The 25,522-nt window shown below is 71.1% G+C and carries 28 protein-coding genes; 12 read left to right on the top strand and 16 right to left on the bottom strand.

The features are described from left to right. Nucleotides 1–15: 15 nt before the first annotated feature. The 3 genes from groL to ACERZO_RS46170 form a co-directional block, all read right to left on the bottom strand. Nucleotides 16–1,629: a chaperonin GroEL gene (gene groL / locus ACERZO_RS46180; protein WP_372672339.1), complete on the bottom strand. Its 1,614-nt coding sequence runs from the start codon at nucleotides 1,627–1,629 to the stop codon at nucleotides 16–18. A gap of 92 nt (nucleotides 1,630–1,721) precedes the next feature. Further along, complete coding sequence (groES, locus tag ACERZO_RS46175) at nucleotides 1,722–2,015, bottom strand: co-chaperone GroES (RefSeq protein WP_007031106.1); 294 nt, start codon at nucleotides 2,013–2,015, stop codon at nucleotides 1,722–1,724. Nucleotides 2,016–2,156: 141 nt separating this feature from the next. Further along, nucleotides 2,157–2,696, bottom strand: coding sequence for a hypothetical protein (locus tag ACERZO_RS46170; RefSeq protein WP_372672338.1), 540 nt, complete (start codon nucleotides 2,694–2,696; stop codon nucleotides 2,157–2,159). A gap of 92 nt (nucleotides 2,697–2,788) precedes the next feature. Here ACERZO_RS46170 and ACERZO_RS46165 point away from each other — a divergent pair, with 92 nt between their 5' ends. Further along, nucleotides 2,789–3,304, top strand: coding sequence for a DinB family protein (locus ACERZO_RS46165; RefSeq protein WP_372672337.1), 516 nt, complete (start codon nucleotides 2,789–2,791; stop codon nucleotides 3,302–3,304). Nucleotides 3,305–3,311: 7 nt separating this feature from the next. On the opposite strand, the gene ACERZO_RS46160 is transcribed toward ACERZO_RS46165, so the two are convergent. Then, the gene (locus tag ACERZO_RS46160) at nucleotides 3,312–3,767 is read right to left on the bottom strand and encodes an ArsI/CadI family heavy metal resistance metalloenzyme (protein ID WP_372672336.1); all 456 of its coding nucleotides are present in this window, start codon (nucleotides 3,765–3,767) and stop codon (nucleotides 3,312–3,314) included. Between the two features lie 78 nt (nucleotides 3,768–3,845). On the opposite strand from ACERZO_RS46160, the gene ACERZO_RS46155 reads away from it, so the two are divergent. The 5 genes from ACERZO_RS46155 to ACERZO_RS46135 are packed head-to-tail and all read left to right on the top strand — an operon-like array spanning nucleotide 3,846 to nucleotide 6,713. Then, nucleotides 3,846–4,208, top strand: coding sequence for a metalloregulator ArsR/SmtB family transcription factor (locus ACERZO_RS46155; RefSeq protein WP_372672335.1), 363 nt, complete (start codon nucleotides 3,846–3,848; stop codon nucleotides 4,206–4,208). After that, a complete protein-coding gene (arsB, locus tag ACERZO_RS46150; RefSeq protein ID WP_372672334.1) occupies nucleotides 4,205–5,251 on the top strand; it encodes an ACR3 family arsenite efflux transporter in 1,047 nt (348 codons plus the stop codon). The genes ACERZO_RS46155 and arsB overlap by 4 nt, the downstream gene beginning before the upstream one ends. Beyond that, nucleotides 5,248–5,649: an arsenate reductase ArsC gene (locus ACERZO_RS46145; RefSeq protein ID WP_372672333.1), complete on the top strand. Its 402-nt coding sequence runs from the start codon at nucleotides 5,248–5,250 to the stop codon at nucleotides 5,647–5,649. The genes arsB and ACERZO_RS46145 overlap by 4 nt, the downstream gene beginning before the upstream one ends. A 42-nt stretch (nucleotides 5,650–5,691) precedes the next feature. After that, nucleotides 5,692–6,012, top strand: coding sequence for an ArsR/SmtB family transcription factor (locus ACERZO_RS46140; RefSeq protein WP_372672332.1), 321 nt, complete (start codon nucleotides 5,692–5,694; stop codon nucleotides 6,010–6,012). Beyond that, nucleotides 6,009–6,713, top strand: coding sequence for a methyltransferase domain-containing protein (locus ACERZO_RS46135; protein ID WP_372672331.1), 705 nt, complete (start codon nucleotides 6,009–6,011; stop codon nucleotides 6,711–6,713). The genes ACERZO_RS46140 and ACERZO_RS46135 overlap by 4 nt, the downstream gene beginning before the upstream one ends. A gap of 21 nt (nucleotides 6,714–6,734) precedes the next feature. Here the strand turns inward: ACERZO_RS46135 and ACERZO_RS46130 are convergent, their stop codons facing one another. The 3 genes from ACERZO_RS46130 to xrtP form a co-directional block, all read right to left on the bottom strand. Continuing rightward, nucleotides 6,735–8,609: an N-acetylmuramoyl-L-alanine amidase gene (locus ACERZO_RS46130; protein ID WP_372672330.1), complete on the bottom strand. Its 1,875-nt coding sequence runs from the start codon at nucleotides 8,607–8,609 to the stop codon at nucleotides 6,735–6,737. A gap of 66 nt (nucleotides 8,610–8,675) precedes the next feature. Continuing rightward, complete coding sequence (locus ACERZO_RS46125; RefSeq protein WP_372672329.1) at nucleotides 8,676–10,052, bottom strand: glycosyltransferase family 2 protein; 1,377 nt, start codon at nucleotides 10,050–10,052, stop codon at nucleotides 8,676–8,678. Then, nucleotides 10,049–10,558, bottom strand: a complete 510-nt coding sequence (gene xrtP / locus ACERZO_RS46120) for an exosortase P (RefSeq protein WP_372672422.1) — start codon at nucleotides 10,556–10,558, stop codon at nucleotides 10,049–10,051. Before xrtP ends, ACERZO_RS46125 begins: the two co-directional genes overlap by 4 nt. A 363-nt stretch (nucleotides 10,559–10,921) precedes the next feature. Here xrtP and ACERZO_RS46115 point away from each other — a divergent pair, with 363 nt between their 5' ends. From ACERZO_RS46115 to wecB, 3 genes are all read left to right on the top strand, one after another. Further along, nucleotides 10,922–11,689, top strand: a complete 768-nt coding sequence (locus ACERZO_RS46115) for a choice-of-anchor P family protein (RefSeq protein ID WP_372672328.1) — start codon at nucleotides 10,922–10,924, stop codon at nucleotides 11,687–11,689. 11 nt (nucleotides 11,690–11,700) lie between these two features. Continuing rightward, entirely contained in the window at nucleotides 11,701–11,880 is a 180-nt protein-coding gene (locus ACERZO_RS46110) for an LPXTG cell wall anchor domain-containing protein (RefSeq protein WP_086672860.1), read from the top strand. Between the two features lie 97 nt (nucleotides 11,881–11,977). Next, complete coding sequence (gene wecB / locus ACERZO_RS46105; protein ID WP_372672421.1) at nucleotides 11,978–13,129, top strand: non-hydrolyzing UDP-N-acetylglucosamine 2-epimerase; 1,152 nt, start codon at nucleotides 11,978–11,980, stop codon at nucleotides 13,127–13,129. A gap of 182 nt (nucleotides 13,130–13,311) precedes the next feature. Here wecB and tsaD read toward each other — a convergent pair whose 3' ends face one another. From tsaD to tsaB, 3 genes are read right to left on the bottom strand one after another with little or no spacing between them, the layout of a single operon-like run. Continuing rightward, the gene (tsaD, locus tag ACERZO_RS46100) at nucleotides 13,312–14,358 is read right to left on the bottom strand and encodes a tRNA (adenosine(37)-N6)-threonylcarbamoyltransferase complex transferase subunit TsaD (protein WP_372672327.1); all 1,047 of its coding nucleotides are present in this window, start codon (nucleotides 14,356–14,358) and stop codon (nucleotides 13,312–13,314) included. Then, the gene (gene rimI / locus ACERZO_RS46095; protein WP_372672326.1) at nucleotides 14,358–14,837 is read right to left on the bottom strand and encodes a ribosomal protein S18-alanine N-acetyltransferase; all 480 of its coding nucleotides are present in this window, start codon (nucleotides 14,835–14,837) and stop codon (nucleotides 14,358–14,360) included. The genes tsaD and rimI overlap by 1 nt, the downstream gene beginning before the upstream one ends. Next, the gene (gene tsaB / locus ACERZO_RS46090; RefSeq protein ID WP_372672325.1) at nucleotides 14,834–15,499 is read right to left on the bottom strand and encodes a tRNA (adenosine(37)-N6)-threonylcarbamoyltransferase complex dimerization subunit type 1 TsaB; all 666 of its coding nucleotides are present in this window, start codon (nucleotides 15,497–15,499) and stop codon (nucleotides 14,834–14,836) included. Before tsaB ends, rimI begins: the two co-directional genes overlap by 4 nt. A 99-nt stretch (nucleotides 15,500–15,598) precedes the next feature. Between tsaB and ACERZO_RS46085 the strand changes: the two genes are divergently transcribed. The 3 genes from ACERZO_RS46085 to ACERZO_RS46075 all read left to right on the top strand — a co-directional run bounded on the left by ACERZO_RS46085 (nucleotide 15,599) and on the right by ACERZO_RS46075 (nucleotide 19,388). Beyond that, a complete protein-coding gene (locus tag ACERZO_RS46085) occupies nucleotides 15,599–17,023 on the top strand; it encodes an acyl-CoA synthetase (protein WP_372672420.1) in 1,425 nt (474 codons plus the stop codon). Continuing rightward, nucleotides 17,016–18,347 (top strand): carboxyl transferase domain-containing protein, encoded by a 1,332-nt coding sequence (locus tag ACERZO_RS46080; protein WP_372672324.1) that lies wholly within the window; start codon nucleotides 17,016–17,018, stop codon nucleotides 18,345–18,347. The genes ACERZO_RS46085 and ACERZO_RS46080 overlap by 8 nt, the downstream gene beginning before the upstream one ends. Nucleotides 18,348–18,425: 78 nt before the next feature. Further along, on the top strand, nucleotides 18,426–19,388 hold the full coding sequence (locus ACERZO_RS46075; RefSeq protein WP_372672419.1) for a serine hydrolase: 963 nt from the start codon (nucleotides 18,426–18,428) through the stop codon (nucleotides 19,386–19,388). A gap of 50 nt (nucleotides 19,389–19,438) precedes the next feature. On the opposite strand, the gene tsaE is transcribed toward ACERZO_RS46075, so the two are convergent. From tsaE to ACERZO_RS46045, 6 genes are read right to left on the bottom strand one after another with little or no spacing between them, the layout of a single operon-like run. Then, entirely contained in the window at nucleotides 19,439–19,903 is a 465-nt protein-coding gene (gene tsaE, locus ACERZO_RS46070; protein WP_372672323.1) for a tRNA (adenosine(37)-N6)-threonylcarbamoyltransferase complex ATPase subunit type 1 TsaE, read from the bottom strand. Then, nucleotides 19,900–20,997, bottom strand: a complete 1,098-nt coding sequence (locus ACERZO_RS46065; RefSeq protein ID WP_372672322.1) for an alpha/beta fold hydrolase — start codon at nucleotides 20,995–20,997, stop codon at nucleotides 19,900–19,902. Before ACERZO_RS46065 ends, tsaE begins: the two co-directional genes overlap by 4 nt. Then, on the bottom strand, nucleotides 20,994–22,109 hold the full coding sequence (alr, locus tag ACERZO_RS46060) for an alanine racemase (RefSeq protein ID WP_372672321.1): 1,116 nt from the start codon (nucleotides 22,107–22,109) through the stop codon (nucleotides 20,994–20,996). The genes ACERZO_RS46065 and alr overlap by 4 nt, the downstream gene beginning before the upstream one ends. 29 nt (nucleotides 22,110–22,138) lie before the next feature. Next, the gene (locus ACERZO_RS46055) at nucleotides 22,139–23,227 is read right to left on the bottom strand and encodes an ABC transporter ATP-binding protein (protein ID WP_372672320.1); all 1,089 of its coding nucleotides are present in this window, start codon (nucleotides 23,225–23,227) and stop codon (nucleotides 22,139–22,141) included. A gap of 3 nt (nucleotides 23,228–23,230) precedes the next feature. Beyond that, entirely contained in the window at nucleotides 23,231–24,661 is a 1,431-nt protein-coding gene (gene xylB / locus ACERZO_RS46050) for a xylulokinase (protein ID WP_372672319.1), read from the bottom strand. Beyond that, nucleotides 24,651–25,484 (bottom strand): DeoR/GlpR family DNA-binding transcription regulator, encoded by an 834-nt coding sequence (locus tag ACERZO_RS46045; RefSeq protein ID WP_372672318.1) that lies wholly within the window; start codon nucleotides 25,482–25,484, stop codon nucleotides 24,651–24,653. The genes xylB and ACERZO_RS46045 overlap by 11 nt, the downstream gene beginning before the upstream one ends. Between the last annotated feature and the right edge of the window lie 38 nt (nucleotides 25,485–25,522).

Raw genomic sequence — 25,522 nt, 5'->3', positions numbered from 1 at the left:
GTTTCGCGAACCACGTCAGTGCGAGTGGCCGTGGCCCGCCGCGGCGGGCTCTTCCTCGGCCGGCTTCTCGACGACCGACGACTCCGTCGTCAGCACGAGACGCGCGATCGAAGCGGCGTTCGCCACCGCGGACCGGGTCACCTTGACCGGGTCGACGATGCCGGCGGCCAGCAGGTCGGTGAGCTCGCCGGTGGCGGCGTTGAAGCCGTGGCCCCAGCTCTGCTCCTGCACCTTGTTGACGATGACCGCGCCCTCGTGGCCCGCGTTGGTCGCGATCCAGAACAGCGGGGCGGACAGCGCGTCGCGCACGATGCGGACACCGGTCGCTTCGTCGCCCTCGAGGCCGAGGCCGCCGTCGAGCTCCTTGACCGCGTGGACCAGCGCCGAACCGCCGCCGGGCAGGATGCCCTCCTCGACGGCCGCCTTGGTCGAAGCCACGGCGTCCTCGATGCGGTGCTTGCGCTCGTTCAGCTCGGTCTCGGTGGCCGCGCCGACCTTGATGACCGCGACGCCGCCGCCGAGCTTCGCGAGCCGCTCCTGCAGCTTCTCGCGGTCCCAGTCGGAGTCGGTCGTCTCGATCTCCTTGCGGATCTGCGCGACCCGCCCGGCGATGGCGTCCTTGGTGCCGGCGCCGTCGACGATCGTGGTGTCGTCCTTGGTGACGACGATCCGGCGGGCCTTGCCCAGCGCGCCGAGGTCGACGTCGGACAGCTTGCGGCCGATCTCCGCGGAGATGACCTCGCCGCCGGTGACGACCGCGAGGTCGTCCAGGAACGCCTTGCGGCGGTCGCCGAAGAACGGCGCCTTGACCGCGACGGCGGTGATCGTCTTGCGCAGCGAGTTCACCACGAGGGTGGACAGCGCTTCGCCGTCGACGTCCTCGGCGATGATCAGCAGCGGCTTCTTGGCCTCGACGACCTTCTCGAGCACCGGCAGCAGCTCGGCCAGCGACGAAACCTTCTCGCGGACGAGCAGGATGAGGGCGTCCTCGAGGATCGCCTTCTGCTCCTCCGGGTTGGTCGCGAAGTGCGCCGAGAGGAAGCCCTTGTCGAACTGGACGCCCTCGGTGATCACCAGCTCGGTCGCCAGGGTCGACGACTCCTCGATGGTGATGACGCCGTCCTCGCCGACCTTCTCGACGGCTTCGCCGAGCAGGGCGCCGATGTTGGCGTCGCGGGAGGTCACGGTGCCGACCTGGGCGATGTTCTCGCGGCCCTTGACCGGGGTGGCCTTGGCCTTGAGGACCTCGATGACCTTCTCCGCGGCGGCCTCGATGCCGCGGCCGATCGAGGTCGGGTTGGCGCCGGCCGCGACGTTGCGCAGGCCGACCTTCACCAGCGACTGCGCGAGCACGGTCGCGGTGGTGGTGCCGTCCCCGGCGACGTCGTTGGTCTTGGTGGCGACGCTCTTGGCGAGCTGCGCGCCGAGGTTCTCGAACGGGTCGTCGAGCTCGATCTCACGGGCGACGGTCACGCCGTCGAGGGTGATGGTCGGGCCGCCGAACTTCTTGTCGAGCACGACGTGGCGACCGCGCGGGCCGAGGGTGACCTTGACGGCGTCGGCGAGCTTGTTCACCCCGCGCTCCAGCGCGCGACGAGCGTCCTCGTCGAAACTGATCTGCTTGGGCATAGCGTGTTCCGCTTACCTTTCTCTGAACGCAAGAACGCCCCGCTCCCCGGCTTGCTGCGGGGCCCGGGGCGTCATTGCGCTGCGAGCGGACGTCAGTTGATGACGGCCAGCACGTCGCGGGCGGACAGGATGAGGTAGTCCTCACCGTTGTACTTGACCTCGGTGCCGCCGTACTTCGAGTAGATGACGACGTCGCCGACGCTCACGTCCAGCGGGACGCGGTTGCCCTTGTCGTCGATCCGGCCCGGGCCCACGGCCAGAACCTTGCCCTCCTGGGGCTTCTCCTTGGCGGTGTCGGGGATGACGAGGCCGGAAGCGGTCGTCTCCTCGGCCTCGCTCGTCTGGACAACGATCTTGTCCTCGAGCGGCTTGATGTTCACGCTCACCGGGTTGACCTCCACGGTCGTCGAAAGCGTTGGCAGGATGTGGTTACGGCTCTACCACCCCCGCCGTCGCGGGTGCCGGGGCTGTCGGGCCGTGCGATTAGCACTCTAGCCACGTGAGTGCCAGTCGTGCAAGGAGGGTGGTCACGGGCGCGGGGAATGCACCCGGAAGGGCTCCGACCGGCGGCTTGCCGGCCCCTCCCACCGGTCCAGCCAGTGCCGCAGGTCCAGCTCGGGGACGAGTTTCCCGACCTCGGTGAGACCCAGGATCGCCGCGGGGCGCAGGTGCTCGTGCCGATCCGCCAGCGAAGCGACCAGTTCGGCCGCCGCGGCCTGGGCCGCGCCCCCGACCGGCCCGTTGACCACCGCCACTTTGGCCAGCGCCTTCACCAGCTCCAGGTCCGCCCCGCCGGGCTCGGCGGCGTTCAGGGCGTCGGTGAACACGGCGTGCTCGGAGACGGCCTTCGCGATCGGTTCGACCAGGAGGGCCGGTCCGCGGGCGTTGGCGAGGTCCATGAGCTTGACGAACAGCTCCGCCGTCCGGAGGTCCCGTTCGAGCTCGGCCGAGGCGCTGAGCCTCGCTTCTTCGCGGCGCTTGAGGCGGTAGGTGACGAGCGAACTGACCACAGCGGACAGCAGCGTCGACCCCAGGACCGCCGTGATGATCGTCACCCAGACCGGCATGGGGGCACCTTAGAGAAGACCGCGGCTCGCCGGGACGGTTTTGCCGGAATGCCCGGTTGGCCGTCCCGGCGGGTGCGGCGGACACTGCGAGGGTGGACAAAGCGGCCGTTCACGCGGAACTGGAGCAAGCGCGCAGGACCTTCCACGAGCTGCTGGACAGCGCGAGCCCGGCGGACTTGCGGCGACCCAGCGCGGGTACGCGGTGGACCAACCGCCAGCTGCTGTTCCACATGCTGCTCGGCTACCTGATCATCCGCGCCCTGTCGGGCCTGGTGCGGCTGTTCGGCCGCCTGCCCGACGGCGCGAGCCGCGGGTTCGCCCGGGTGCTGAACGCCGTGACGGTGCCGTTCGACGCGGTCAACTTCGCCGGCTCCTGGCTCGGCGGCACGGTGCTGCCGAGGCGGTGGATGCGGGCGCTGTTCGACCGGACGATCGCGGCGCTGCACCGCCGTCTCGACCGCGAGACCGACGACGCCCTCGCCCGCGGCATGCACTACCCGACGCGGTGGGACCCGTTCTTCCGCGACCACATGACCTTGGCCGACGTGTACCGGTTCCCCACGCAGCACTTCGGCTTCCACCGCCGGCAACTGACGCTCGATCAGTGACGGACGCTCAGGAGCAGCAACCCTCCGGCTGGGCGGTGTTGTCCTCGGACGTGCAGCAGGCGGCCGCGAGGGCCGCGCTGCCGGTGCCGTACGTCGGGGAATCGGCCTTGACCGTGTAGACCTCCCACGGCTCCTGGCCGGGACCGTGCACCCACACCTTGTCCTGCACCGCGTAGCAACACGTCGTGTCGTCCTCGGTCAGCGTCTCCAGGCCCTCGCCCGTGAGGCGCTTGCTCGCCTCGCTGACCTGATCTGTCGTCTCGACCTCGACGCCGAGGTGGTCCAGCACCGTCGCCTGGCCGGGCTCGCCCTCCAGCAGCACGAGCTTGAGCGCGGGCTCGGCGACGGCGAAGTTGGCGTACCCCGCCCGGCGCTTGGCCGGCTCGGTGCCGAACAGCTTCGAGTAGAAGTCGATCGAGCCTTCGAGGTCCCCCACCCGCAGTGCGAGCTGTACCCGTGCCATCGCGTCCTCCTTGAATAGATATCCATCGAAACAGAAACTTAGATTGCCCTCTACTTAGAAGCCTGTCAAGATAGACGCATGCCGAAACAGCTGCCCCTAGTCGCGATGGACGCCTGCTGCTCACCGCTCGCCCGTGAGCCGCTGAGCGAGGACCAGGCCGCGGAGCTGTCGAAGCTGTTCAAGGCCATGGCGGACCCCGTCCGGCTGCGGCTGCTGTCGCTGATCGCCTCCCACGCCGGCGGCGAGGCGTGCGTGTGCGACCTGACCGACGCCTTCGACCTGACCGGGCCGACGATCTCCCACCACCTGAAGGTCCTGCGCGAATCCGGGCTGATCACCGGCGAACGGCGTGGCACGTGGGTGTACTACCGCGTGCACCCCGAGGTGCTGGCCCGGCTCTCGGCCGTACTCGTCCCCGGCGACGCGATCGTGCCGGCGTGACCGGCACGATCGTCGGCCGGCTGTCCACTTTGGACCGGTTCCTGCCCGTGTGGATCGCGGCCGCGATGATCACGGGGCTCCTGGCCGGCCCCGGCTTGAAGCCGGTGCTGTCCGCGGTCCAGGTCGACGGGATTTCGCTGCCCATCGCACTCGGGCTGCTGGTCATGATGTACCCGGTGCTGGCGAAGGTCCGCTACGACCGGCTCGGCACGGTCACCCGCGACCGGCGGCTGCTGTGGCCGTCGCTGGTGCTGAACTGGCTGATCGGCCCGGCCCTGATGTTCGCGCTGGCCTGGCTGCTGCTGCCCGACCTGCCCGAGTACCGGACCGGGCTGATCATCGTCGGCCTCGCCCGCTGCATCGCGATGGTGATCATCTGGAACGACCTCGCCTGCGGCGACCGGGAAGCCGCCGCCGTGCTCGTCGCGCTGAACTCGGTGTTCCAGGTCCTCGCGTTCGGGCTCCTGGGCTGGTTCTACCTCACGGTCCTGCCCGGGTGGCTCGGTCTCCCGCAGGCCGGCCTCGCCGTCTCCGGCTGGCAGATCGCGAAGAGCGTGCTGATCTTCCTCGGCATCCCGCTGGTGGCCGGCTACCTGACCCGCCGTTTCGGCGAACGCGCCAAGGGCCGCGCCTGGTACGAGTCGCGGTTCCTGCCGAAGATCGGCCCGGCCGCGCTCTACGGCTTGCTGTTCACCATCGTGGTGCTCTTCGCCCTGCAAGGAGACCAGATCACCGCGCGGCCGCTGGACGTCGTCCGGATCGCGGTGCCGCTGCTGGTCTACTTCGGACTGATGTGGGCCGGGTCGTACGCGTTCGGCAAGGCCGTCGGCCTGTCCTACGAGCGCACGACGACGCTGGCGTTCACCGCCGCGGGCAACAACTTCGAACTCGCCATCGCCGTCGCCATCGCCACGTTCGGCGCGACCAGCGGGCAGGCGCTGGCCGGCGTCGTCGGGCCGCTGATCGAAGTGCCGGTGCTCGTCGCGCTCGTGTACGTGTCCCTGGCGCTGCGCCGCCGCTCCCCGGTGGAGGTCACCCCGTGAACACCCCCGAAGTCCTGTTCGTCTGCGTCCACAACGCCGGCCGCTCGCAGATGGCCGCCGCGCTGCTGGACCACCACGCCGCCGGGCGGGTCGCCGTGCGCTCCGCCGGGTCGGCTCCGGCGAGCGAGGTCAACCCGGCCGTGGTGGCGGTCATGGCCGAACTCGGGATCGACGTCTCCCGCGAGTTCCCCAAGCGCCTGACCACCGACGCGGTCGAGGCCGCCGACGTCGTGATCACCATGGGCTGCGGCGACGCGTGCCCGGTCTTCCCCGGCAAGCGCTACCTCGACTGGCAGCTCGACGACCCCGCCGGCCTGCCCGTCGAGCGGATCCGCCCGATCCGCGACGAGATCGACCGCCGGGTCCGCGCCCTGCTCGCCGAGCTGGTTGCCGCCTGACCCTTCATCGTTTATCGTCGATGGACGATGAAAGGGGCCGCCGTGCTGGATCGTGCCACTGCTGAGACCTACGCCGGCTGGTTCCGGGCCCTGGCCGACCCGACCCGGGTGCAGCTCCTCAACCTGCTGGCCGCCGCCGGCACCCCGATGACCGTCGGGGAGATCGTCGATCGCGTCGACGTCGGGCAGTCCACCGTGTCCGCCCACCTGAAGATCCTCACCGAAGCCCGGTTCGTGCTCGCCGAACCGCGTGGCACCGCCCGGCTCTACCGGGTCAACCAGCGCTGCGTGTCCTGCTTCCCGACCGCCGCCGACGTCGTCATGGGACGCGCCGCCGTCACGTTCGCGCAGGTGTGCCCGTGAGCCTCGACCGCTACGCCGACGCCGCTCGCCGGGCCCTGGCCGGGGAAAGCACCGGCCTGATCGCCGACACGGACCCGCTCGGTGCCGTCCACTACGCCGGCGAAGACGCCCCCGCCGAGGTGGCCGCGACCAGCCTCGGCTGCGGCAATCCGGTGGCCGTCGCCGACCTGCGGCCCGGGGAGACCGTGCTCGACCTCGGCTCCGGCGGCGGGCTCGACGTCCTGCTCTCCGCGCGCCGGGTCGGCCCGGCCGGCCGCGCCATCGGCCTCGACGTGACCGAGGAGATGCTCACCCTCGCGCGCCGCCACGCCGCCCGAGCCGGCGTCGCCAACGCCGAGTTCGTCCACGGCACCATCGAACGGATCCCGCTGCCGGACGCCTCGGTCGACGTCGTCATCTCCAACTGCGTGATCACGCTCTCCCCCGACAAGCCGGCCGTGTTCGCCGAGATCGCCCGCGTCCTGCGGCCCGGCGGGCGCCTCGGGATCACCGACATCGTCGCCGCCGGCACGCTCACCGACGCCGAACGCGCGGCCGCCACCGCCGAATGCCTCGGCGACGCCCTCACCGCCGAGCGCTACCGGGCGCTGCTCCGCGACGCCGGGCTGGCAAGCATCGAAGTCCGGCTCACCCACGAAGTCGGCGACCAGCTGCACTCGGCGATCATCCGCGCCGTCCGGCCGGCGCCGGCGGGGAGCTGAACCCCGCCGGCGCGACCACGGTCAGAACGCCGGGAGGATCCGGACGTCGTCCGCCTTGACGAACGCGATCCGGTGCCCGAACTGGATCTGGACGTACTTCAGCTTGCCCTTGACCACCACGTGGTCGGCCGGGTCGAACGTCACCGCGTAGTAGTACTCCGACCCCACCGTGCCGGCCGACGAGTACTTCTGGCCCGCCGACAGCGTGTACGGCAGCGGCGTGATCGCCTGCACCGGGACGTTCGCCGGGTAGGCCTCCGGCTCCGGGTACGCGCGCCCGAACACCGGTACCGTCGCCAGGCCCGGCTTCGGCGTCACCACCCAGCCGATCGCGGGCTTGGCCACGTGCGCCCCGCGCGGGTTGTGGAACCAGCCCTTCTGGCCGAGGTACCAGATCGCCGTCCAGTCGCCGCTGACGCCGGCGACCGCGTACTGCTGCCCGGTCGCCGCGCGGCTGCCCACGTCCGACACGTCCATTGTGGACGGCGAACCGTCGGTGTGCAGGCCGGCGTCCTTCAGCAGCGGCGCGGACTCACTGGGCTCCGAGTGCAGCACCACGGCCTCCGAACCCCTTGGCGCGCACGGGGTTCCGGGGCTGTCGCAGCCGGTGAACGCGGGCTGGTTCTTCGCGAAGTCCGGGTCGATCGTGACCAGCGACGAGCCCGGCAGGCCGAACCCGCCGAGCGGCGCGCCCAGCAGGTCGAAGTAGTGCGACCAGTCCCAGTACGGGCCCGGGTCCCAGTGCATGCCCTTGATCGTCGACGGGATCGTGCCCGGCACGTTGTCGTGGCCGATGATGTGCGCGCGGTCGAGCGGGATGCCGTACTTGCGCGCGAGGTAGCCGACGAGCTTCGCGCTCGACCGGTACATCGCCTCGGTGTACCAAGTCCCCTTCGCGGCGAAGCCCTCGTGCTCGATGCCGATGGACTTCGCGTTGACGTACCAGTTGCCGGCGTGCCAGGCGACGTCCTTGGTCGGCACGTGCTGCGCGATCAGGCCGTCGTTGGAGCGGATCGTGTAGTGCCAGCTCACGTACGTCGGGTCCTGGGCGAGCTTGAGGACGCTGTCCCAGTAGCCCTCGGTGTCGTGGATGACGATGTGGTCGATCTTCTGGCTGCTCGGCCGGTCGGCGAGGTCGTGGTTGCCGTAGTCGTCGTTCGGCAGCTCCTGGTACGGCGCCGGGACGGACTCGCAGGCGACGGTCCGCGGGCACTCGACGTTCGCCGGGTTCCCGCTGTGCGCCGGCAGCTGCACGTCCGGCGAAGCGGCGAGGGTGACCTGCTGGCCGTCGTCCGTGGTCCGGGAGATGCCGCTCTTGATGGTCTCGTAGACCTCGTCGGCGAACGTCTGCGCGGCGTCGCCGGTGGACCCGCTGTAGCGCGCGACGGCGTCGTACCAGCCGGTCTGGCCGGCGTGGTACTTCGCGAGCAGGGCGGCGCCGCCGCGGATGTTCTGGGTGGCGTCGGTGCGCAGGGTCGCGGCGTCGGTTCCGATGAGCTTCGCCGCTTCGTCGACCGTCTGCAGCCCGGCCGGCGGCGCGGCGGGCCCGGCCTGCGGGTGCAGCGCGGGCCGCGCGTCGTCGCCGCGCGGGTCTTCGGTGCCTTCGTCGTGGTGGCTGGTCGCGACCCCGGCCTCGCGCACGTCGGTGAGGTGCATCGGGCCGTAGCCGGCCGACGTGCTGGGCGTGCCGGCGTTGAAGTCCCAGCGGGATTCCAGGTAGGAGACACCGAGCAGGACGTTCTCGGGGACGCCGAACTCGGCGGCGGCGGCCGCGAAGTCGCGTTGCCGCTGGTCGCGGCCGGCGGCCTGGGCCGGTGCGGTGGCCAGGCCGGTCAGCAGCGCGACGGCGGCGACCAGCGCCGCCGATCTCGGGAGGGAACGGACGGACATGGGCATAAACCCCCAGGGTTCAGGTGCCAGACGGTGAGAACCTAACCAGAAACTCACCCCGGAGGTAAGAGCTCACGCGTCGAGCGCGACCTTCGCCCCCGCCGCCTGCTCGGTGTTGCGGCGTGTCTTCGCCCAGCCGTTGCGGCCGCGGACCAGCCGGAACAGCGCGCGCCACGACGTCACGTAGAACGTGTAGATGTACGCCGCGTACGCGAACCCCAGCCCGATGCCGCGCAGGACGTTCTTGCTGCGCAGGCACTTCAGCTGGTAGATCGGGCCCCAGACGAGGAACGGCAGCAGCCCGAACGAGCCGTAGATGGCGAACAGGATCCAGGCGCCGCCGGTGAACCACGTCCACATCTGCGCCGGGTCGCCCGCGGTGCTCACCACCAGCAGGACGAACGGGATCGGGTACAGCAGCGAGCCGAGCAGCTGCAGCCACGGCTGGGCGAGGTAGTACATCATCTCCGCCGCGCCGAGCGTGCTGACGTGCGGCGAATCCCAGATCCGCCGCAGGTAGCGCGCGCACTGCATGGTGCCCTGACCCCACCGCGTGCGCTGCACCAGGAACCGGCGCAGGCTGTACAGACCCTCCTGCGCCACGTGGGAATCCGGGGTGAACCCGGTGCGCCAGCCGGCCGTCAGCAGGTGGACGCCCAGCTCGAAGTCCTCCAGCAGCGACCCGCGCCACGGCTCTTCGGTGCCGCCCGCGATGGAGTCGAGCGCGGTGAGCCGGGTGAACTGGCCGTTGCCGCCCATCGAGATCGTGCCGGTGAAGCCGCGGGAGGTCTGGATCGCCGCGATCGCCGTCCGGAACTCGAGGTCCTGCAGCTGGGCGAGCTTCAGGCCGAACCAGCGGCCGACCGGGTTGCGCGACGGCGGCGGCGTTTCGACGTTGCTCATCCACACGTCGAGCTGGACCGCGCCGATCTCCGGGTCGCCGAAGAGGTGGTCCGCCGCGCAGACCTCCAGGCAGTTCGGGGCCGGGCGGCCGTCGGCGTCGACGACCACCACGACGACGTCGTCCCGCGCGGCGTCCGGGCCCATCCAGTCGTTGAGCGCCCGGTAGGCGGCGTTGAGCGCGTCGCCCTTGCCCGTCCGGGCTTCGGGCCGCACGCGCGGCACCAGGTGCAGGTACGGGTCGTAGCCGCCGTGGCGCCGCCACAGCATCCGGACGACGCGGGCGGTGCGGTCCTCCGAGTCGTCGTCGACGACCCACACGTGCGCCTTGCGGAACGTCGTGCGCAGGTAGCGGATCGTCTCGCGGATGACCGTCTGCTCGTCGCGGCACGGCACGAAGAAGTGCCACGTGAAGTCCGCCGGGTCGCCGACCGGGGCGGGCTTGCGGCGCAGGTAGGGCACCACGATGACGACGACGTACACCAGGAACGCCACGCTCATCGTGAGCGCGAACGCCTGCGTGATCGCCAGCAGGACCTTGACGCTCATGCCTTCTTCTTCCGGGTGGCGAGCCAGACGAACAGGACGATCGAGACGGCGCCGCCGAACACGCTGACCATCGAGCCGAGCAGCGTGTGGCCCCAGTAGTAGCCCTCGTCGGTGCCGAACCAGTGCACCAGCCCGACGATCGTCAGAATGCGCAGCTGGTTCACCAGCACGACGACGAGCGCGGAAATACCGAGGGAAAAGAACAGGCGTTTCGCATTCGACGGCCGGAAATACAACATGACCATGGTCACAACGAGCAGCGGGAGCAAAAGGAACGCCGAAGAGCATTCCGGAGTCATTCTCAACCCGAATGGAGCAGCGCTGCTCAACCCAAAGTAAACGGACTCCCGATCGGGAGCAACATAAACACCCGATGTAGTGATGACGTCGAGGATCGCGCCGGCCAGGCGCACTTCCAGTTCGCGGTAGAACCGCTCGGCCAGCACCACCACGACCCCGGCGGCCGCCAGCGCACCCAGCGCGATGACCAGCGGAAACCTTGCCATGCCAGTGTTCGGAGCGCTCGCTACGGCCACGACGGTCCTTTCGGTGTCGATTCTTCGTTCAAGCTGCGGACCCCGGGGCGAGCGTAGAACACAAGTGCCGAGCCGCTCCACTCGGAGGTGTGGTTTGGCGTCCCCATTCGGCTGTTTCCGCGGCTGACTTGCTAGACCGAACGGGTGATGTCACGGCGACCAGCGCAAACGGCGTCACGGAATACCCGATCCGGTGATTCGGGAAATTTCGTGTGCTATTCGAGCCGCACTTCGCGATAGTCGATTCGCGTGCCGAGTCGAGGCAAGCCGGTTCGATCCGCGCCACCGTCACGCGAACTCCAGGGAAACCCAGCGAATTCGGAGGACCAGTTGATGAAGAGCTCTCTCGCGCGCCGCGGCGGCCTGCTCGCCGCGGTCGTGGCGAGCTTCGTGCTCGCCGGCGCGGCGCCCGCTTCGGCCGCGCCCGGCGACGGATCCGCGTACGGCGTGAAGGTCGACGTGACGCTGCTCGGCCAGCCTGCGGTGCACGCCGGGCCGCTCGCGGCCGCGAACACCGCCGGCCCGACGACGAGCACGCTGGCGAGCGCCACCGTGCCGGGCATCCTGACCGCCGGCGTGATCGCCACCGAAGCCAAGCGCGACGACAACTCCGGTGCGGTGACCGCGAAGGCGAGCACCGCCGACGTCGGGCTGCCGCTGCTGAAGGCGGCCCTCGGCGACGTCGGCATCAAGGTCGTCGAAGCCGTCTGCACCGCGACGCAGAAGGGCGTCGAGGGCAGCACGAAGCTGGTCGGCGCGAACCTCGGCAGCGTCGGCAAGGTCGACGCCACGCCGGCCGCGAACACGCAGATCAAGGTCGGGCTCGGCGCACTCAACGTCGCGACGATCATCCTGAACGAGCAGGTGAAGAACCAGGACGGCAGCCTCACGGTCAACGCCGTCCACGTGAAGCTGCTCGGCGAAGGCCTCAACGCGCTGGGCTCGGGTGACGTGATCGTGTCGTCGGCGACCTGCGGGCCGGCCGCGCCGCCGATGCCGCTGGCGTCCGGGGCGGGCCTGTGGATCGGGCTCGGGCTGCTCGGCGCCGTCGCGGTGCCGGTCGGCACGCGCATCTACCGCCGCCGCTCCGCGCGGGCCTGAGCGAGGCCCGCATGTACAAGATGCCGGGCGCGGGCGTCGGCGTGGCCGGTGGCGGGGTGGGCACCCTCGCCGCCACCGGCGCCGACGTCGGGTGGTGGCTGGCCGTCGGCGTGCTCCTGGTCCTGCTCGGGACCGTCGCGTTGATCGCCGTCCACCGCCGCAACCGCCGTCTCTCCCAGGCGCGGGAGTAGCGGAAGAGGGCCGTCGGCGTGTGCCCCTCGCACGCCGGCGGCCCCGTGGTGGGAGTTTTGCTGGACACTGGACTATGTGGAGAAGGGGCACCGCGGGGTGGATGTCATGTTGCTGGCCGGGACGCGGCCGGAAGCGCTGAAGCTCGCGCCGCTGGCGCTGGCGTTGGAGGCGCACCCCGCGTTGCGGCCGATCCTGGTCCACAGCGGGCAGCACGCGGGCATGGTCGAGCAGGCGCTGACGCCGTTCGGCCTGAGCGTGGACGAGTGGCTGGCCGTGCCACCGCGCGTGACCGGCGGCCAGGCGGAGCTGGTCGCGGGCCTGCTGCCCGCGCTCGACGAGGTCCTGCGCCGGCACGCACCGGCCGCACTCGTCGTCCAGGGCGACACCACGACGACCCTCGCGGGCGCGCTGGCCGCATTCTGGCTGGGCATCCCGGTGGTACACCTGGAAGCCGGACTGCGCACACACGACCTCACGGCACCGTTCCCGGAGGAGGGCGCGCGCCAGATGGTGTCCCGCCTGGCGGCGCTGCACCTGGCCCCGACCCTCGCCGCGGCGGCCGAGCTGCGCGCGGAAGGCGTTGCGCGGCAACGAATAGCGGTCACAGGCAACACGGTGGTAGACGCGGTACTGGAGATAGCGGCGCGCGACCTCCCGGCCCGCGACACGGCGCTGGCGTTGCTGGAGATGGAGATAGCGGAGGCGGACGAGCGACTGGTGCTCGTGACGTCCCACCGGCGAGAGTCGTGGGGCGAGCCACTGGAGCGGACGCTGGCGGCGGTCCAGCTGATCGTGGCCGAGCACCCGGACGTCCAGGTGCTGTTCCCAGCGCACCCGAACCCCCAGGTCCGCACCCAGGTGGAGGCGGCGTTGGCCGGCCTGCCACGGGTGACGGTGACGGACCCGCTGGAGTACCCGGACCTGGTCCGCGCGTTGCGGCTGGCATCGCTGGTGCTGACGGACTCGGGCGGAATCCAGGAGGAGGCCCCAACGTTCGGGACACCGGTGCTGGTCCTGCGAGACGTAACCGAGCGGACCGAAGTAGTGGAAGCGGGCTGCGCATGGCTGGTGGGCACGGAGACATCCCGCATCGCCGACACGGCGGCCCGCTTGCTGAACGGCGAGCTGCGGCCGGCACAGGTCGGAAACCCGTACGGCGAAGGAAACGCGGCAGCGTTAGCGGTCGCGGCAATAGAGGAGCTGCTGGGCGTGGGCGCCCCAGCCCAAAAACACGCCGCGGCGTCCTAACGGGACAGGACACGAGCACCCAGAAAACTCGGAACCCAGACCCCCCGCAACCCCGATCCGAAGCCAGAACACGGCCGGCGGCGCCGGGTCAAGGCATCTTTCCCGCCTTGACGCGGTGCCGCCGGCCGTAGTCACAATGGGCGAGCGGGGTGGCGGATCACCACACCTGAGCGAACCAGCTTCTACAGCGACACCACGCTCACCGGCAAGGCCGGATTAGCACTGAAGTCCAACGGCGCAGTCGGCCGCTTGGCAGCAACAACATGCGCCCCCAAAGCCGCGATCATCGCACCGTTGTCCGTACACAGCCGCGGCCGCGGAACCCGCAGTTCGATCCCCGCCGCAGCACAGCGCTCAGCCGCCAGCGACGACAACCGCGAGTTCGCCGCCACGCCACCGGAAATCACGATGGTGCCGATCCCCTGCTCCTTCGCCGCACGAACCGCCTTCATAGTCAGCACGTCCGCAACAGCCTCCTGGAACGACGCGGCAACATCATCCACCGGGATCTCCTCGCCCCGACGAGAAGCACCTTCGACCCACCGAGCAACCGCAGTCTTCAACCCGGAGAAGGAAAAGTCGTTCTTGGCATCCCTCGGACCAGTCATACCGCGCGGAAAGGCAATCGCCGCCGGATCGCCGTTCTTGGCCGCCTTGTCGATCGGCGGCCCACCCGGATAGGGCAGGCCGAGCACGCGCGCAACCTTGTCGTACGCCTCACCGGCAGCATCATCCACAGTGGACCCCAACTCGATGATCTCCGAAGCGATGTCATCGACCCGCAGCAGCTGCGTGTGCCCACCGGAAACCAGCAGCGCGAGACACGGCGTAGGCAACGGCCCGTGCTGCAACGTGTCCACCGCGATGTGTCCAGCGAGATGATTGACGCCGTAAAGCGGCACATCCAACGCAGTCGCGTAGGCCTTCGCAGCCGAAACGCCAACGAGCAGCGCCCCCGCCAGCCCCGGCCCGGCCGTCACCGCGATGGCGTCCACATCGGACAGAGAAAGGCCGGCGGTAGCAAAAGCCCGCTCAGTCGTCGGCACCATCGCTTCCAGGTGCGCCCGGCTAGCAACTTCCGGAACCACACCGCCGAACCGCGCGTGCTGCTCGACACTGGAAGCGACCTCGTCGGCAAGCAACTCCACCGCGCCGTCGTCGTGCAGGCGGACCAGGCCGACGCCGGTCTCGTCGCACGAGCTCTCGATGCCCATGATGATGCGTGCCATCAGCCCGCCACCCCGTCTCGCGTCCGCGCGGGGCGGACCATCGTGTACGCGTCGGCGCCGGAAGGCTGGTAGTAGCGCTTCCGGATGCCGAGCCGTTCGAAGCCGTGGCTCTCGTACAGCGCGAGAGCCGTCTCGTTGTCCGTGCGGACCTCCAGGAACACCGGCGCCTCGAACTCGTCGGCCCGCTCCAGCAGCGCCCGCAGCAGCGCCTTGCCGATGCCCTGGCCCTGGTACTCGGGCGCGACGCCGATGGTGTGCACGGTCGCCTCGTACTCGCCGCGGCGCCGCCCGAAGACGGCCAGGCCGGCGTAGCCGAGCAGCTCGTCGCCCTCGTCCGGGCGCGCGGCCAGGTAGAAGTTGCCCGCGTCCAGCTCGGAGTGGAACGCGCGCGAGCTCCACGGGTCGTCGCCGGGGAACAGGATCTTCTCGATCTCGACGCACCGGGCGATGTCCCGTCGGCGCAGCGGCTCGAGTCTCACGGCGCGGTCACCCGTTTCGGCGCCGCGGGCTCGGCGGCGTCGGGACGGCGCAGGTACAGCGGCGTCAGCGGCGCCGGCGTCTCCTTCGCGAGCAACGCGGCGCGAGCGGCCTTCACCAGCCCGGCGGGTGACGGGAAGCGCGGCTCGATCGGCCGGACGTCGAGCGCGTCGGCGTACAGCAGGGCGCCGTCGCCCGCCGCGACCTTGACGTCGGTCTCGAGGTCGGCCGGGCGCTGGACGTGCGGGCCGTCGGTGCGGGTCCCGGCGGCGTCGTAGGCCGCCCAGTAGACCTCGCGGCGGCGCGCGTCGGTGAGGACGAGGAAAGCGCTGTCGCCCGGGGAGACGTCGGCGGCGAGCGCGTCGAGGCTGCAGACCGGGTACACCGGCAGGCCGAGCGCGTGCCCGAGGGCGGCGGCGGTGGCCATCCCGGCACGCAGGCCGGTGAACGGCCCGGGGCCGACGCCGACGACGATCGCGTCCAGGTCCTTGACGGTCACGCCGGCTTCTTCCGCGGCCGCCAGCGCGTGCGGCATGATCAGTTCGCCGTGGGCGCGGGGGTCGACCGTGACGCGGTCTCCACGCGTCTCGACCCCGCTGTCGTCCACCGCGACGACGCCCGCGGTCACCGCCGGGGTCGAGGTATCGATCGCCAGTACCAACACGGTGAGCAAGCGTACGACCAGGGCCTTCGGCCGCTTGCTGCAGGGGACTGATCCGCACGGTAACGTGCGGGACGAGTGCGACTCTGGGAGGTCCCCGCGGTGCCCGACCCGATGTTCCCCACCCTCTTGCCAGGTTCGGGCAAGGAAGCCCTCCGCTTCGGCGACCACGTTCTCACCTACGACGACCTCGCCGCCGTGGCCGGGAGCCTCGCGGCCGAGCTGCCACGCGGCCGCGTCGCCGTCTGGGCGACCCCGACCCTGCACACGAGCGTCGCCGTCGTCGCCGCGCTGCTGGCCGGCGTCCCGGCCGTGCCGCTCAACCCGAAGATCGGCGAACGCGAGCTCGCGCACATCCTCGCCGACAGCGAGCCCCAGCTGGTGCTCGCCGAACCCGGCGTCGAGCTGCCCGCGGGCCTGGCCGGCCTGCCGCGGCGAGACATCCCGCTGACCGGCGAGACGACGCCGATCGCGGACGAGCCCGACCCCGAGACGCCCGCGCTGATCGTCTACACGTCAGGAACCACCGGGCCGCCGAAGGGCGTCGTCCTCCCCCGCCGCGCGCTCGCGACCACGCTCGACGCGCTCGAAGACGCCTGGGGCTGGACCGAGGGCGACGTCCTCGTGCACGCGCTTCCCCTGTTCCACGTGCACGGCCTGATCCTCGGCATCCTCGGCCCGCTGCGCCGCGGCGGCTCGGTGCGCCACCTCGGCCGGTTCTCCACCGAGGGCGTCGCGCGCGAACTCGCGAACGGCGCGACCATGCTGTTCGGCGTCCCGACCATGTACCACCGCATCGCCGGCGAGGTCGGCACGGACACGGCGTTGGCCGAGGCCCTGAAGGGCGCGCGGCTCCTGGTTTCCGGGTCCGCCGCGCTGCCGGTGCACGACCACCAGCGGATCACCGCGGCGACCGGCCAGCAGGTCGTCGAGCGCTACGGCATGACCGAGACGCTGATGAACACCAGCGTCCGAGCCGACGGCGAACGCAAGCCCGGCACGGTCGGCGTGCCGCTGGGGGGCGTCGAACTGCGGCTGGTCGGCGAGGCCGGCGAAGTGATCGAGGACGTCGAGACCGTGGGCGAGATCCAGGTGCGCGGGCCGAACCTCTTCACCGAGTACCTCAACCGCCCGGACGCGACCGCGGCGGCGTTCGACGGCGGCTGGTTCCGCACCGGTGACATGGCCACGCGCGACACCGATGGCTACGTGAAGATCGTCGGGCGCAAGGCGACCGACCTGATCAAGAGCGGCGGCTACAAGATCGGCGCGGGCGAAATCGAGAACGCGCTGCTCGAACACCCCGGCGTCGCCGAAGCGGCCGTCACCGGCGAGCCGGACGACGACCTCGGCGAGCGGATCGTCGCGTGGATCGTGCCCAGTGGCGAACCGCCGGCCGCCGACGAACTCGCCGACCACGTCGCCAAGCTGCTCGCGCCGCACAAGCGCCCGCGGGTCGTGCGGTACCTGGACGCGTTGCCGCGCAACGACATGGGCAAGGTCATGAAGCGGGCGCTCGGTGCCTAGGCAGCCGGCGCGCGAGATCGTCGGCGCGATCGCGAACGCCTTCGAGGAGCTCCCGACGCGGTTGCGGGACGAGCCGGCCGACGGGCCGATCCACTGGCCGGGCTACCGCTCCGCACGCGCGGCCGCGGAGGAGCGCACCGGCGAGAAGGAGTCGGTCGTCTGCGGGACGGCGAAGATCGGCGACGTCGAAGCCGTGCTGATCGCGTTCGAGTTCGGGTTCCTCGGCGGCTCCCTCGGGCAGCGCACCGGCGACCGGATCGAGGCGGCCTTCGCGCACGCGCGCGACGCGCGGCTCCCGGTCGTGTCGCTGATTTCGACCGGCGGCAGCCGCATGCAGCAGGGCATGCGCGCGTTGCTGCAGCTCCAGCGGGTGGCGCGGGCGGCGGCGTTGACGCGGTCGATGGGCATCCCGCAGATTTCGGTGCTGCGCGACCCGACGACGGGCGGCGGCTGGGCGACGCTCGGCGCGGGCGCCGACGTCATCCTCGCGCTGCCGGACGCGCAGGTCGGCTTCGCGGGTTCGCGAGTGCGTCCGGCCGGCTCGCCGGAGGCCTACACCGCCGAAGCGAAGTACGAGTGGGGCCAAGTCGACGCTCTGGTGGAGCCGGACGAACTCGGCGTGACGCTGGAGCGCTGGCTGCGGCTGCTGACGGCCCGCTCGACGGCGGCGGCTCCCCCGCCTTCGGCGCTTCGGCCGGCTTCGCTGCCTTCGACGGGCTGGGAAGCGGTCCAGGCGGCGCGGTCGCCCCGGCGGCCCCGGGCGGTCGAGTACCTGGACGCGTACTTCGACTGGCGCGAGGACGTCAGCGGCGACCGCGCGGGCGGCGTCGATCCGGGGGTGGCGTGCGGCTTCGGCTGGCGCGACGGCCGGACGATCGCGTACGCGGCCCAGTGCGGCACGCCGACGTCACCCGCGGGTTTCCGCACGGCGGCGCGGCTGGTGCAGCTGGCTTCCCGCCTGGGGATCCCGGTGCTGACGCTGGTCGACACCCCGGGAGCGGCGAACGACGCGGCGGCCGAGCAGGCAGGCGCGGGCGGCGCGATCGCGGCGATGTTCGAGGCGGTCGCGACGGCGTCGATCCCGGTGACGACGTTGGTGATCGGCGAAGGCGGGTCGGGTGGGGCGCTGGCGTTCGCGGCGTTGGGTTCGACGTGGGTGGCGCCGGACGCGTACTTCTCCGTGACGTCTCCCGAAGCCGCGGCGGCAATCCTCAAGCGGCCGGCGTCGGAGGTCCCGGCGATCGCCGACCAGCTGCGGCTGCGGCCGCAGGACCTGGTGGACCTGGGTGTGGCCCGCGCGGTCGTGAGCGTGAAACAGGGTTAGAACACTGTTTCCCACTCACGACGTCCGTGGTTGGATCTTGCGATGGGGTATCGACTCAACAGGCGAGCGGCGTTCGGTTTGGGGTCCGCTGTCGTCGCCGGAAGCGTTCTGACCGGCTCTCCCGCGTTCGCGCAGGAAGCAGACATCGAAGCCAGCCCGGCCACCCCGGACCGGGCCAGGCAGAAGGTGAAGCGCGTCTACGACACCGCCGCCGCCGAGGCAGGCGGCATCTGGAACTCCTACATCAGCGTGGCCGACGAGGTGGCCGTCGACGTGGCGTCCGACGAGGTCGTCGAGGCGTACAGCGTCAACAAGGTGGCCGTCGCGGTCACCTTGATGGACAAGATCGACCGTGGCCTGCTCACGCTGGACCAGCAGGTCCAGGTGCCGGAGAGCATCGTCGTGCCGGGTGGTGACGGCATCATCATCCTCGACAAGGCGTACCCGAGCGCGTTCACGCTGGGCCACGTCCTTTCGCTGTTCCTCACGGTCTCGGACGACACGTGCGTCCGGCTGGTGGGGCTCGTCGTGCCGGCGGCCGAGATCAACCAGATCCTGGTGAGCAAGGGCTTCCCCAAGACCCAGGTCACGCCGGTGGCCAACCCGAACCGCTACTTCCTCGGCCAGACCACTCCGCGCGAGACCCACGACCTGCTGAAGGCGCTGGTCGCGGGCACCTTGCTGAGCCCGGCGTCGACGGAATACCTGCTGTCCATCCTGCGGTCGCAGGTGGCGTTCACCGACGGCATCCGCCGGGAGATGTCGTCCGTCGACCGGGCGAGGATCGCCACGAAGGCGGGCTGGCTGAACGACGGCCGCAACGAGGCGGGGATCATGTTCGACGCCGCGGGCAAGCCGGTGGTGATCTACTCGATGTTCGCCCACGGCCAGGCGAACCCGGAGGACTTCGGGGCCACGCACCCGGTCCGGCAGGCCACCGCGAAGATGGGGCCGAAGTTCCTGCGCGCGGTCGACAAGATCGCGGGTGCCGGCGCCAGGACGTTCCGGGCACCGGCCTACCAGCAGTACAACGGCGGCTGAGCGCACCTACCCTCGTGAGTGGGAAACAGGGTTAGAACACTGTTTCCCACTCACGAGGTCTTGGCGAGCTCCGGCACCCGGTCCGCCCAGGTGCCGTGGGGTTCGAGCGTGATCTCGCGGACGTCGTCCTCGCGGCGGTCCAGGCGGACGACGAGGTAGTCCGAAGACAGCCGCTCCGCCGAACCTTCGCCCCATTCGACCACGATCGCCGAGCGTTCCAGGTCCGTGTCCAGGTCCAGGTCGTCCAGCTGGGACAGGTCCCCGCCCAGGCGGTACGCGTCCACGTGCACCAACGGCACACCGGCAGCACCCGCCGGGTGGACGCGGGCCAGCACGAACGTCGGGCTGCTGACCCGGCCACCGACGCCGAGGCCGTCCGCGATGCCGCGGGTCAGCGTGGTCTTGCCCGCGCCGAGCGGGCCGGCCAACAGCACCAAGTCACCCGCGCGCAGCGCGCGGCCGAGAACCCGCCCGAAGTCCATCGTTTCTTCGGGCGTGGGAAAAACGAAGCTCAACGCTGCCACCACCAGGTTCGCCGGGACGAGGATTCGCCGTCCGCACCGGAACAGCGTTGCAGGAGATCGATCAGATGACTGTTCACCAGCTCGGGCTGCTCGAGCTGGACCATGTGGCCGGCGCCGCGGACGCGCACCAGCTCCGCGTCGGGCAGCTCGGCCGCGATCCGCTCGGCGTGCGAGAACGGCGTGAACCGGTCCGAATCGCCGCCGATGACCAGCACTTCCGCGTGCTTCAGCCCGGCCAGCGCGGCGTAGCGGTTGTGGCTGCCGAGGGTGTCGACGAAGTTCACGAGCCCGCGCACCGGCGTCACTTCCAGCATCTCGAGCATGAAGTCGACGAGCCGGGGCGCGACGTCGCGGCTGCCGAAAGCCAAGCGCCGCACGGCTTGGCGCGTCAGCTGGCCGCCCGCCGCGCGGACGAACTCGACCAGCCCCGGCTGCCAGCCGGCGAGACCGCCGGCCGCGCGTGTCAGCGGGTTGTACTTCGAGAGCAGCGAACGCGGCAACCCGCGTGCGCCCACTTCGCCCGCCGCCGTCGCGATGAAGGCAACGCCGCAGACGCGGTCTTCGAACAGCTGGGGGAACTCGGCGGCCAGCTCCATGATGACCATGCCGCCCATCGAGTGCCCCATCAGCACGATGGGCCCCTCCGGCACCACCGACCGCAGCACGACGTCGAGGTCGCGCGCCAGCTGCTCGATCGTCGAGTTCTCCGCAGACGCCGCGCCGGACAGGCCGTGGCCGCGGTGGTCGTAGTACACCTGACGCACGCGCGGCAGCCGCAGCTTCGCCAGGTCGCGACGCTGGAAGTGCCAGCAGCGCCGCGAAAGCGCGAAGCCGTGCACCCCCACGACAGTCAGTTCGGGCTCCCCGCCGTCCTCCGGGTCGATCTCCTCGACCGACAGCGGCGTGCCGTCCTCGGCCGCGACCGTGGAGGCACGGTCCGGCTTCAGCTCCCCCAGCGGCTCGTCCACGTACGGATCCTCACTGTGCCGCCGCTGCTGCGCGGCGACGATTGCGGCGGCGGCGGTCCCGGTGGCGAGGGCCCCGACCCCGCCGGCGATGGCCAGCAGTCGTCGTGAAGGTGTCACGAGCGCTCCCCCAGATACCGGCGCCGGACGCGCGGGCGGTACATCGAAGTCACGATCTCGTAGTCGATGGTGCCCAGCTTGTCGGCCCACTCCCGGGCCGTCGGCTCGCCGTGCGCGCCGGCGCCGAAAAGCACGACTTCGTCGCCGACCGCGGGCTCGTAGTCGCCGCAGTCGACGACCAGCTGGTCCATGCAGACGCGGCCGGCGACCGGCCGCCGCTGCCCGCCGAGGAGGACGTCCATCCGGCCGGACAGCGACCGCGGGACGCCGTCGGCGTACCCGGCCGGGACCAGAGCGAGGTTCGTGTCCCGCGAGGCCGTCCAGGTGTGGCCGTACGACACCGATTCGCCGGCTTCGACGCGCTTGACCAGCGCGACCGCGGACCGGAACGTCATGGCCGGGCGCAGGTCTTCGGGCTGCGGCACCGGGTTCAGCCCGTACATCGCGATCCCGGGCCGGACGACGTCGAAGTGCAGGTCCGGCCGGGTGAGGAGGGCCGCGGAGTTCGCCAGGTGCCGCTGCGGGTCGAGCCCGGCGGCGCGGGCGGCGTCGTAAGCCTCGGCGAAGCGCTTCGCCTGCAGGTCGGTCGCCGGGTGGTCCGGCTCGTCCGCGCACGCGAGGTGGGACCAGATCGCGACGACTTCGACCCGCGGTTCGGCGGCCGCCGCTTCGACCAGTTCGGCCCAGGCGGCCGGCGGGCAGCCGTTGCGCGAGAGCCCGGTGTCGATTTTGAGGTGCACACGCGCCCGGGTACCCACGGGCGCGGCGGCGGCGATGCGGCGTAGCTCACCCAGCGAACTGGCCGCCAGGTCGACGCCGGCTTCGATGCCCGGCGCGAAGTCGACGTCCGGGGTGTCCAGCCAGCTGAACAGCCGGGTCGTGATGCCGGCTTCGCGCAGGGCGAGGGCTTCGCCGAGCGAGCAGGTGCCGAGCCAGCTCGCCCCGGCCTCGACCGCGGCGCGCGCCACCGGCAGCGCGCCGTGGCCGTAGGCGTCGGCCTTCACCACGGCCATCACCTCGGAGCCGGGCGCGCGGGCGCCCAGCAGGGTGAGGTTGTGGCGGATCGCGTCGAGGTCGATGTCGACCTGGGCGCGGGGGAAACTGGAAGACATAACGCCCTCCAGTTTCCCATGACCCGAGGTCAGGGCAGGCGCAGCCCGGACGTGGCGGAGAACACGTGCAGCTCGTCGGGGCGGATCCGCAGGTTGAGCGTGTCGCCCATGGCGGGCGGCGTGCGCGGGTCGACCCGGGCGACGACGTTCGACTTGTTGTCGGCCGCGTCGGTCTCGGCGAGCTTGCCGTAGACGTAGGCGTCCGAGCCGAGCTCCTCGACCAGGTCCACCTTGACCGGCAGGGTGCCGTCACCGGTGGCGACCTCGAGGGCCTCCGGCCGGAAGCCGAGGGTCACGGTGTCGCCGTCGGCCGCGGCGATGGTCTCGCGGGTCAGCGGCACGCGCGCGCCGCCGACCTCGGCGCCGTCGGCCGTCAGCTTCGCGGTGACGAGGTTCATCGCGGGCGAGCCGATGAACCCGGCGACGAACGCGTTCGCGGGCCGGTCGTACAGCGCGCGCGGGGTGTCGCACTGCTGCAGCAGGCCGTCCGAGAGCACCGCGACGCGGTCGCCCATCGTCATGGCCTCGACCTGGTCGTGCGTGACGTACACGGTCGTGACGCCGAGGCGGCGCTGGAGCGCGGCGATCTGCGTACGCGTCGAAACACGCAGCTTCGCGTCGAGGTTCGACAGCGGCTCGTCCATCAGGAAGACCTGCGGCTCACGCACGATCGCGCGACCCATCGCGACGCGCTGGCGCTGACCACCGGAGAGCGCCTTCGGCTTGCGGTCGAGGTACTGCTCGATGTCCAGCAGCTTCGCGGCTTCGAGGACCTTCTGCTTGATCTCGGACGCGGGGCGGCCGGCGATCTTCAGCGCGAAGCCCATGTTCTGGGCGACCGTCATGTGCGGGTACAGCGCGTAGTTCTGGAACACCATCGCGATGTCGCGCGACCGCGGCGGCAGCTGCGTGACGTCGCGGTCGCCGATCCAGACGGCGCCGTCGTCGATGTCCTCGAGGCCGGCGAGCATGCGCAGGCTGGTCGACTTGCCGCAGCCGGACGGGCCGACCAGCACCAGGAACTCGCCGTCGGCGATCTCCAGGTCCAGCGCGTCGACCGCGGGGCGCTCCGAACCCGGGTAACGCCGGGTCGCCTTGTCGTAGGTGATGGAAGCCATCGGTCAGTCCTCTCCGAGATTCCGCCGGACCCCGTAAGCCGCTTCGCGGGCTTCGAGGTGGCGCTGCTGGATCCGGTGGCCCTCGGCGCGCTGCGCCTCGGTCGGCTCGTCCAGCTCGAGCCGGAGCTTCTGGTTCTTCTGCCAGGACGGGGGTTCCGCGCTGGACGCAAGGGCCCAGGCCGCCTGGCGCGCCGCCCCGATGGCGACGTACTCGGCGACTTCGGGCAGCTGCACGGGCACGCCGAACACCAGCGGCGCGACCGCGCGGACGGCGGCCGACTGCGCGCCCCCGCCGATCAGCAGCACGCGCTGGACGTCGAGACCGTGCGCACGCACCGCGTCGAGCCCGGCGGCGAGGCCGCAGAGCATGCCTTCGACGGCGCTGCGCGCGAGGTTCTGCGGGGTCATGTTGTCCCTGGTCAGACCGCTCAGGGAGCCGGTCGCGCCGGGGAGGTTCGGGGTGCGCTCGCCGTCCAGGTAGGGCAGGAAGGTCAGGCCCCCGGCGCCCGGTTCGGCGGTCAGCGCGAGGCGGTCGAACTCGCTCAGCGTCGCGCCGAGCATCGACGCCGTCGCGGTGAGGACGCGGGCGGCGTTGAGCGTGCAGGCCAGCGGGAGGAAGCGGCCGGTGGCGTCGGCGAACCCGGCGACCTCGCCGGACGCGTCGGCCGCGCCGGCTTCGGCGACGCCGAACACGGTGCCGCTGGTGCCGAGCGAGACGACGACGTCCCCGGGCGTGAGTTCGAGCCCGAGCGCGGCGGCCATGTTGTCGCCGGTGCCGGCCGAGACGAGCACGCCGTCCGGAGTGTGGCCGGCGGCGTCGGCCGGGCCGAGCACGGTGGGCAGCTCCGGCGTCCGGCCGCCGAAGGCGTGGCTCAGGACGTCGAGGCGGTAGGCGTTGTCGGACGGCGAGAAGTAGCCGGTGCCGGACGCGTCGCCGCGGTCGGTGACCGGGTCGCCGCCGGTGAGCTTCCAGGTCAGCCAGTCGTGCGGGAGCAGCACGCGGGCGACGCGGTCGGCGAGCTCGGGCTCGTTGTCGGCCAGCCAGCGCAGCTTCGTGACGGTGAAGCTGGCGACCGGCACCGAGCCGACGGACTTCGCCCAGACCGACGGCCCGCCGAGCTCTTCGACGAGGTCGAGGGCCGAGCGCGCGGACCGGGTGTCGTTCCACAGCAACGCGGGCCGGACGACCTCGCCGGAATCGTCGAGGGTCACCATGCCGTGCTGCTGACCGCCGACGCCGATGGCCTTGACGTCGTCGAGCAGGCCCTTCGTGGCCTCACCGAAGGCGTCCCACCAGGCGGCGGGGTCGACTTCGGTGCCCTCGGGGTGCGGCGCGCGGCCGGTGCGGACGATTTCGCCGGTTTCGGCGTCGCACACGACGACCTTGGTCGACTGCGTGGACGAGTCGATGCCGGCGACCAGCTCAGCTGTCATAGGGCTGCCCCTCTGCGACGTGTTCGACGATCTCGATCGCGGTACCGGCGTTGAGCGCGGCCTCGATCTCCTCGGTGGGCGTGGCTTGGCCCGTGATCAGCAGGTCGTAGTCGCCGACGTCACCGTGCGCGTAGGTGGCGGTCCGGCCGAACTTCGAGTGGTCGACGACGAGGACGTTCTGGTTCGCGACGCGGAGGGCGGCCTTCTTCAGCTCGGCGTAGTCGCGGTCGGGGTGGAAGAGCCGCCCGACGGCGACGGCCGTCACCGAAACGAACGAGACGTCGGCGCGGATCGAGTCGAGCAGGTTGAGGACCTCCGGGCCGGCGCAGGAGTCGTACTCGGGCGAGTACCGGCCGCCGGCGAGCACGACGTCGTTGTTCGGGCCCAGCAGGCGCGCGGCGTGCAGCGAGTTGGTGACGACGGTGAGGGCGTCGATCTCGGCCAGGCGCTTGACCAGCGGGAGGAGGGTCGTGGAGTCGTCCACGAAGACGGTCTGGCCGGGCTGAACGTGCTTCGCGGCGGCCTCGCCGAGAGCGTCCTTCTCGTCGTGGTGGAGGGTGTCGCGGAAGCGGGCGGCGGTCTCGATGGTGAGCGCCGGGTAAGCCTCGACCTTGCCGCGCAGCTTGCGCAGGAGGCGGCGCTCGGCGAGGTCGTCGAGGTCGCGGTGCATGGTCATGAGGCTGACCTTGAACCGGCTGGTCAAGTCGTCGATGCGGGCTTCGCCGTGCTCGATGACGTGGTCGAGGATGTCCTGCCGGCGCTGTTCGACGACAGCGTCGGACGGCCGGGTCTTCCGGTCTCCAGGTGCTGTGCTGCCGCTCACACGGCATTCTTACCAGATTTCTCGCCCCGAGTTAACAG

The sequence above is a fragment of the Amycolatopsis kentuckyensis genome (genome assembly GCF_041679295.1).
Classification (GTDB): Bacteria; Actinomycetota; Actinomycetes; order Mycobacteriales; family Pseudonocardiaceae; genus Amycolatopsis; species Amycolatopsis kentuckyensis_A.
This window is presented reverse-complemented; position numbering and strand designations above follow the sequence as displayed.

Bases quoted from the DNA above. Each gene is read 5' to 3' on its own strand.
- groL (WP_372672339.1), bottom strand. From the start codon at position 1,629: ATGCCCAAGCAGATCAGTTTCGACGAGGACGCTCGTCGCGCGCTGGAG.
- ACERZO_RS46170 (WP_372672338.1), bottom strand. From the start codon at position 2,696: ATGCCGGTCTGGGTGACGATCATCACGGCGGTCCTGGGGTCGACGCTG.
- ACERZO_RS46160 (WP_372672336.1), bottom strand. From the start codon at position 3,767: ATGGCACGGGTACAGCTCGCACTGCGGGTGGGGGACCTCGAAGGCTCG.
- ACERZO_RS46155 (WP_372672335.1), top strand. From the start codon at position 3,846: ATGCCGAAACAGCTGCCCCTAGTCGCGATGGACGCCTGCTGCTCACCG.
- ACERZO_RS46130 (WP_372672330.1), bottom strand. From the start codon at position 8,609: ATGCCCATGTCCGTCCGTTCCCTCCCGAGATCGGCGGCGCTGGTCGCC.
- ACERZO_RS46125 (WP_372672329.1), bottom strand. From the start codon at position 10,052: ATGAGCGTCAAGGTCCTGCTGGCGATCACGCAGGCGTTCGCGCTCACG.
- xrtP (WP_372672422.1), bottom strand. From the start codon at position 10,558: ATGGCAAGGTTTCCGCTGGTCATCGCGCTGGGTGCGCTGGCGGCCGCC.
- ACERZO_RS46115 (WP_372672328.1), top strand. From the start codon at position 10,922: ATGAAGAGCTCTCTCGCGCGCCGCGGCGGCCTGCTCGCCGCGGTCGTG.
- ACERZO_RS46110 (WP_086672860.1), top strand. From the start codon at position 11,701: ATGTACAAGATGCCGGGCGCGGGCGTCGGCGTGGCCGGTGGCGGGGTG.
- tsaD (WP_372672327.1), bottom strand. From the start codon at position 14,358: ATGGCACGCATCATCATGGGCATCGAGAGCTCGTGCGACGAGACCGGC.
- alr (WP_372672321.1), bottom strand. From the start codon at position 22,109: ATGTCTTCCAGTTTCCCCCGCGCCCAGGTCGACATCGACCTCGACGCG.
- ACERZO_RS46055 (WP_372672320.1), bottom strand. From the start codon at position 23,227: ATGGCTTCCATCACCTACGACAAGGCGACCCGGCGTTACCCGGGTTCG.
- xylB (WP_372672319.1), bottom strand. From the start codon at position 24,661: ATGACAGCTGAGCTGGTCGCCGGCATCGACTCGTCCACGCAGTCGACC.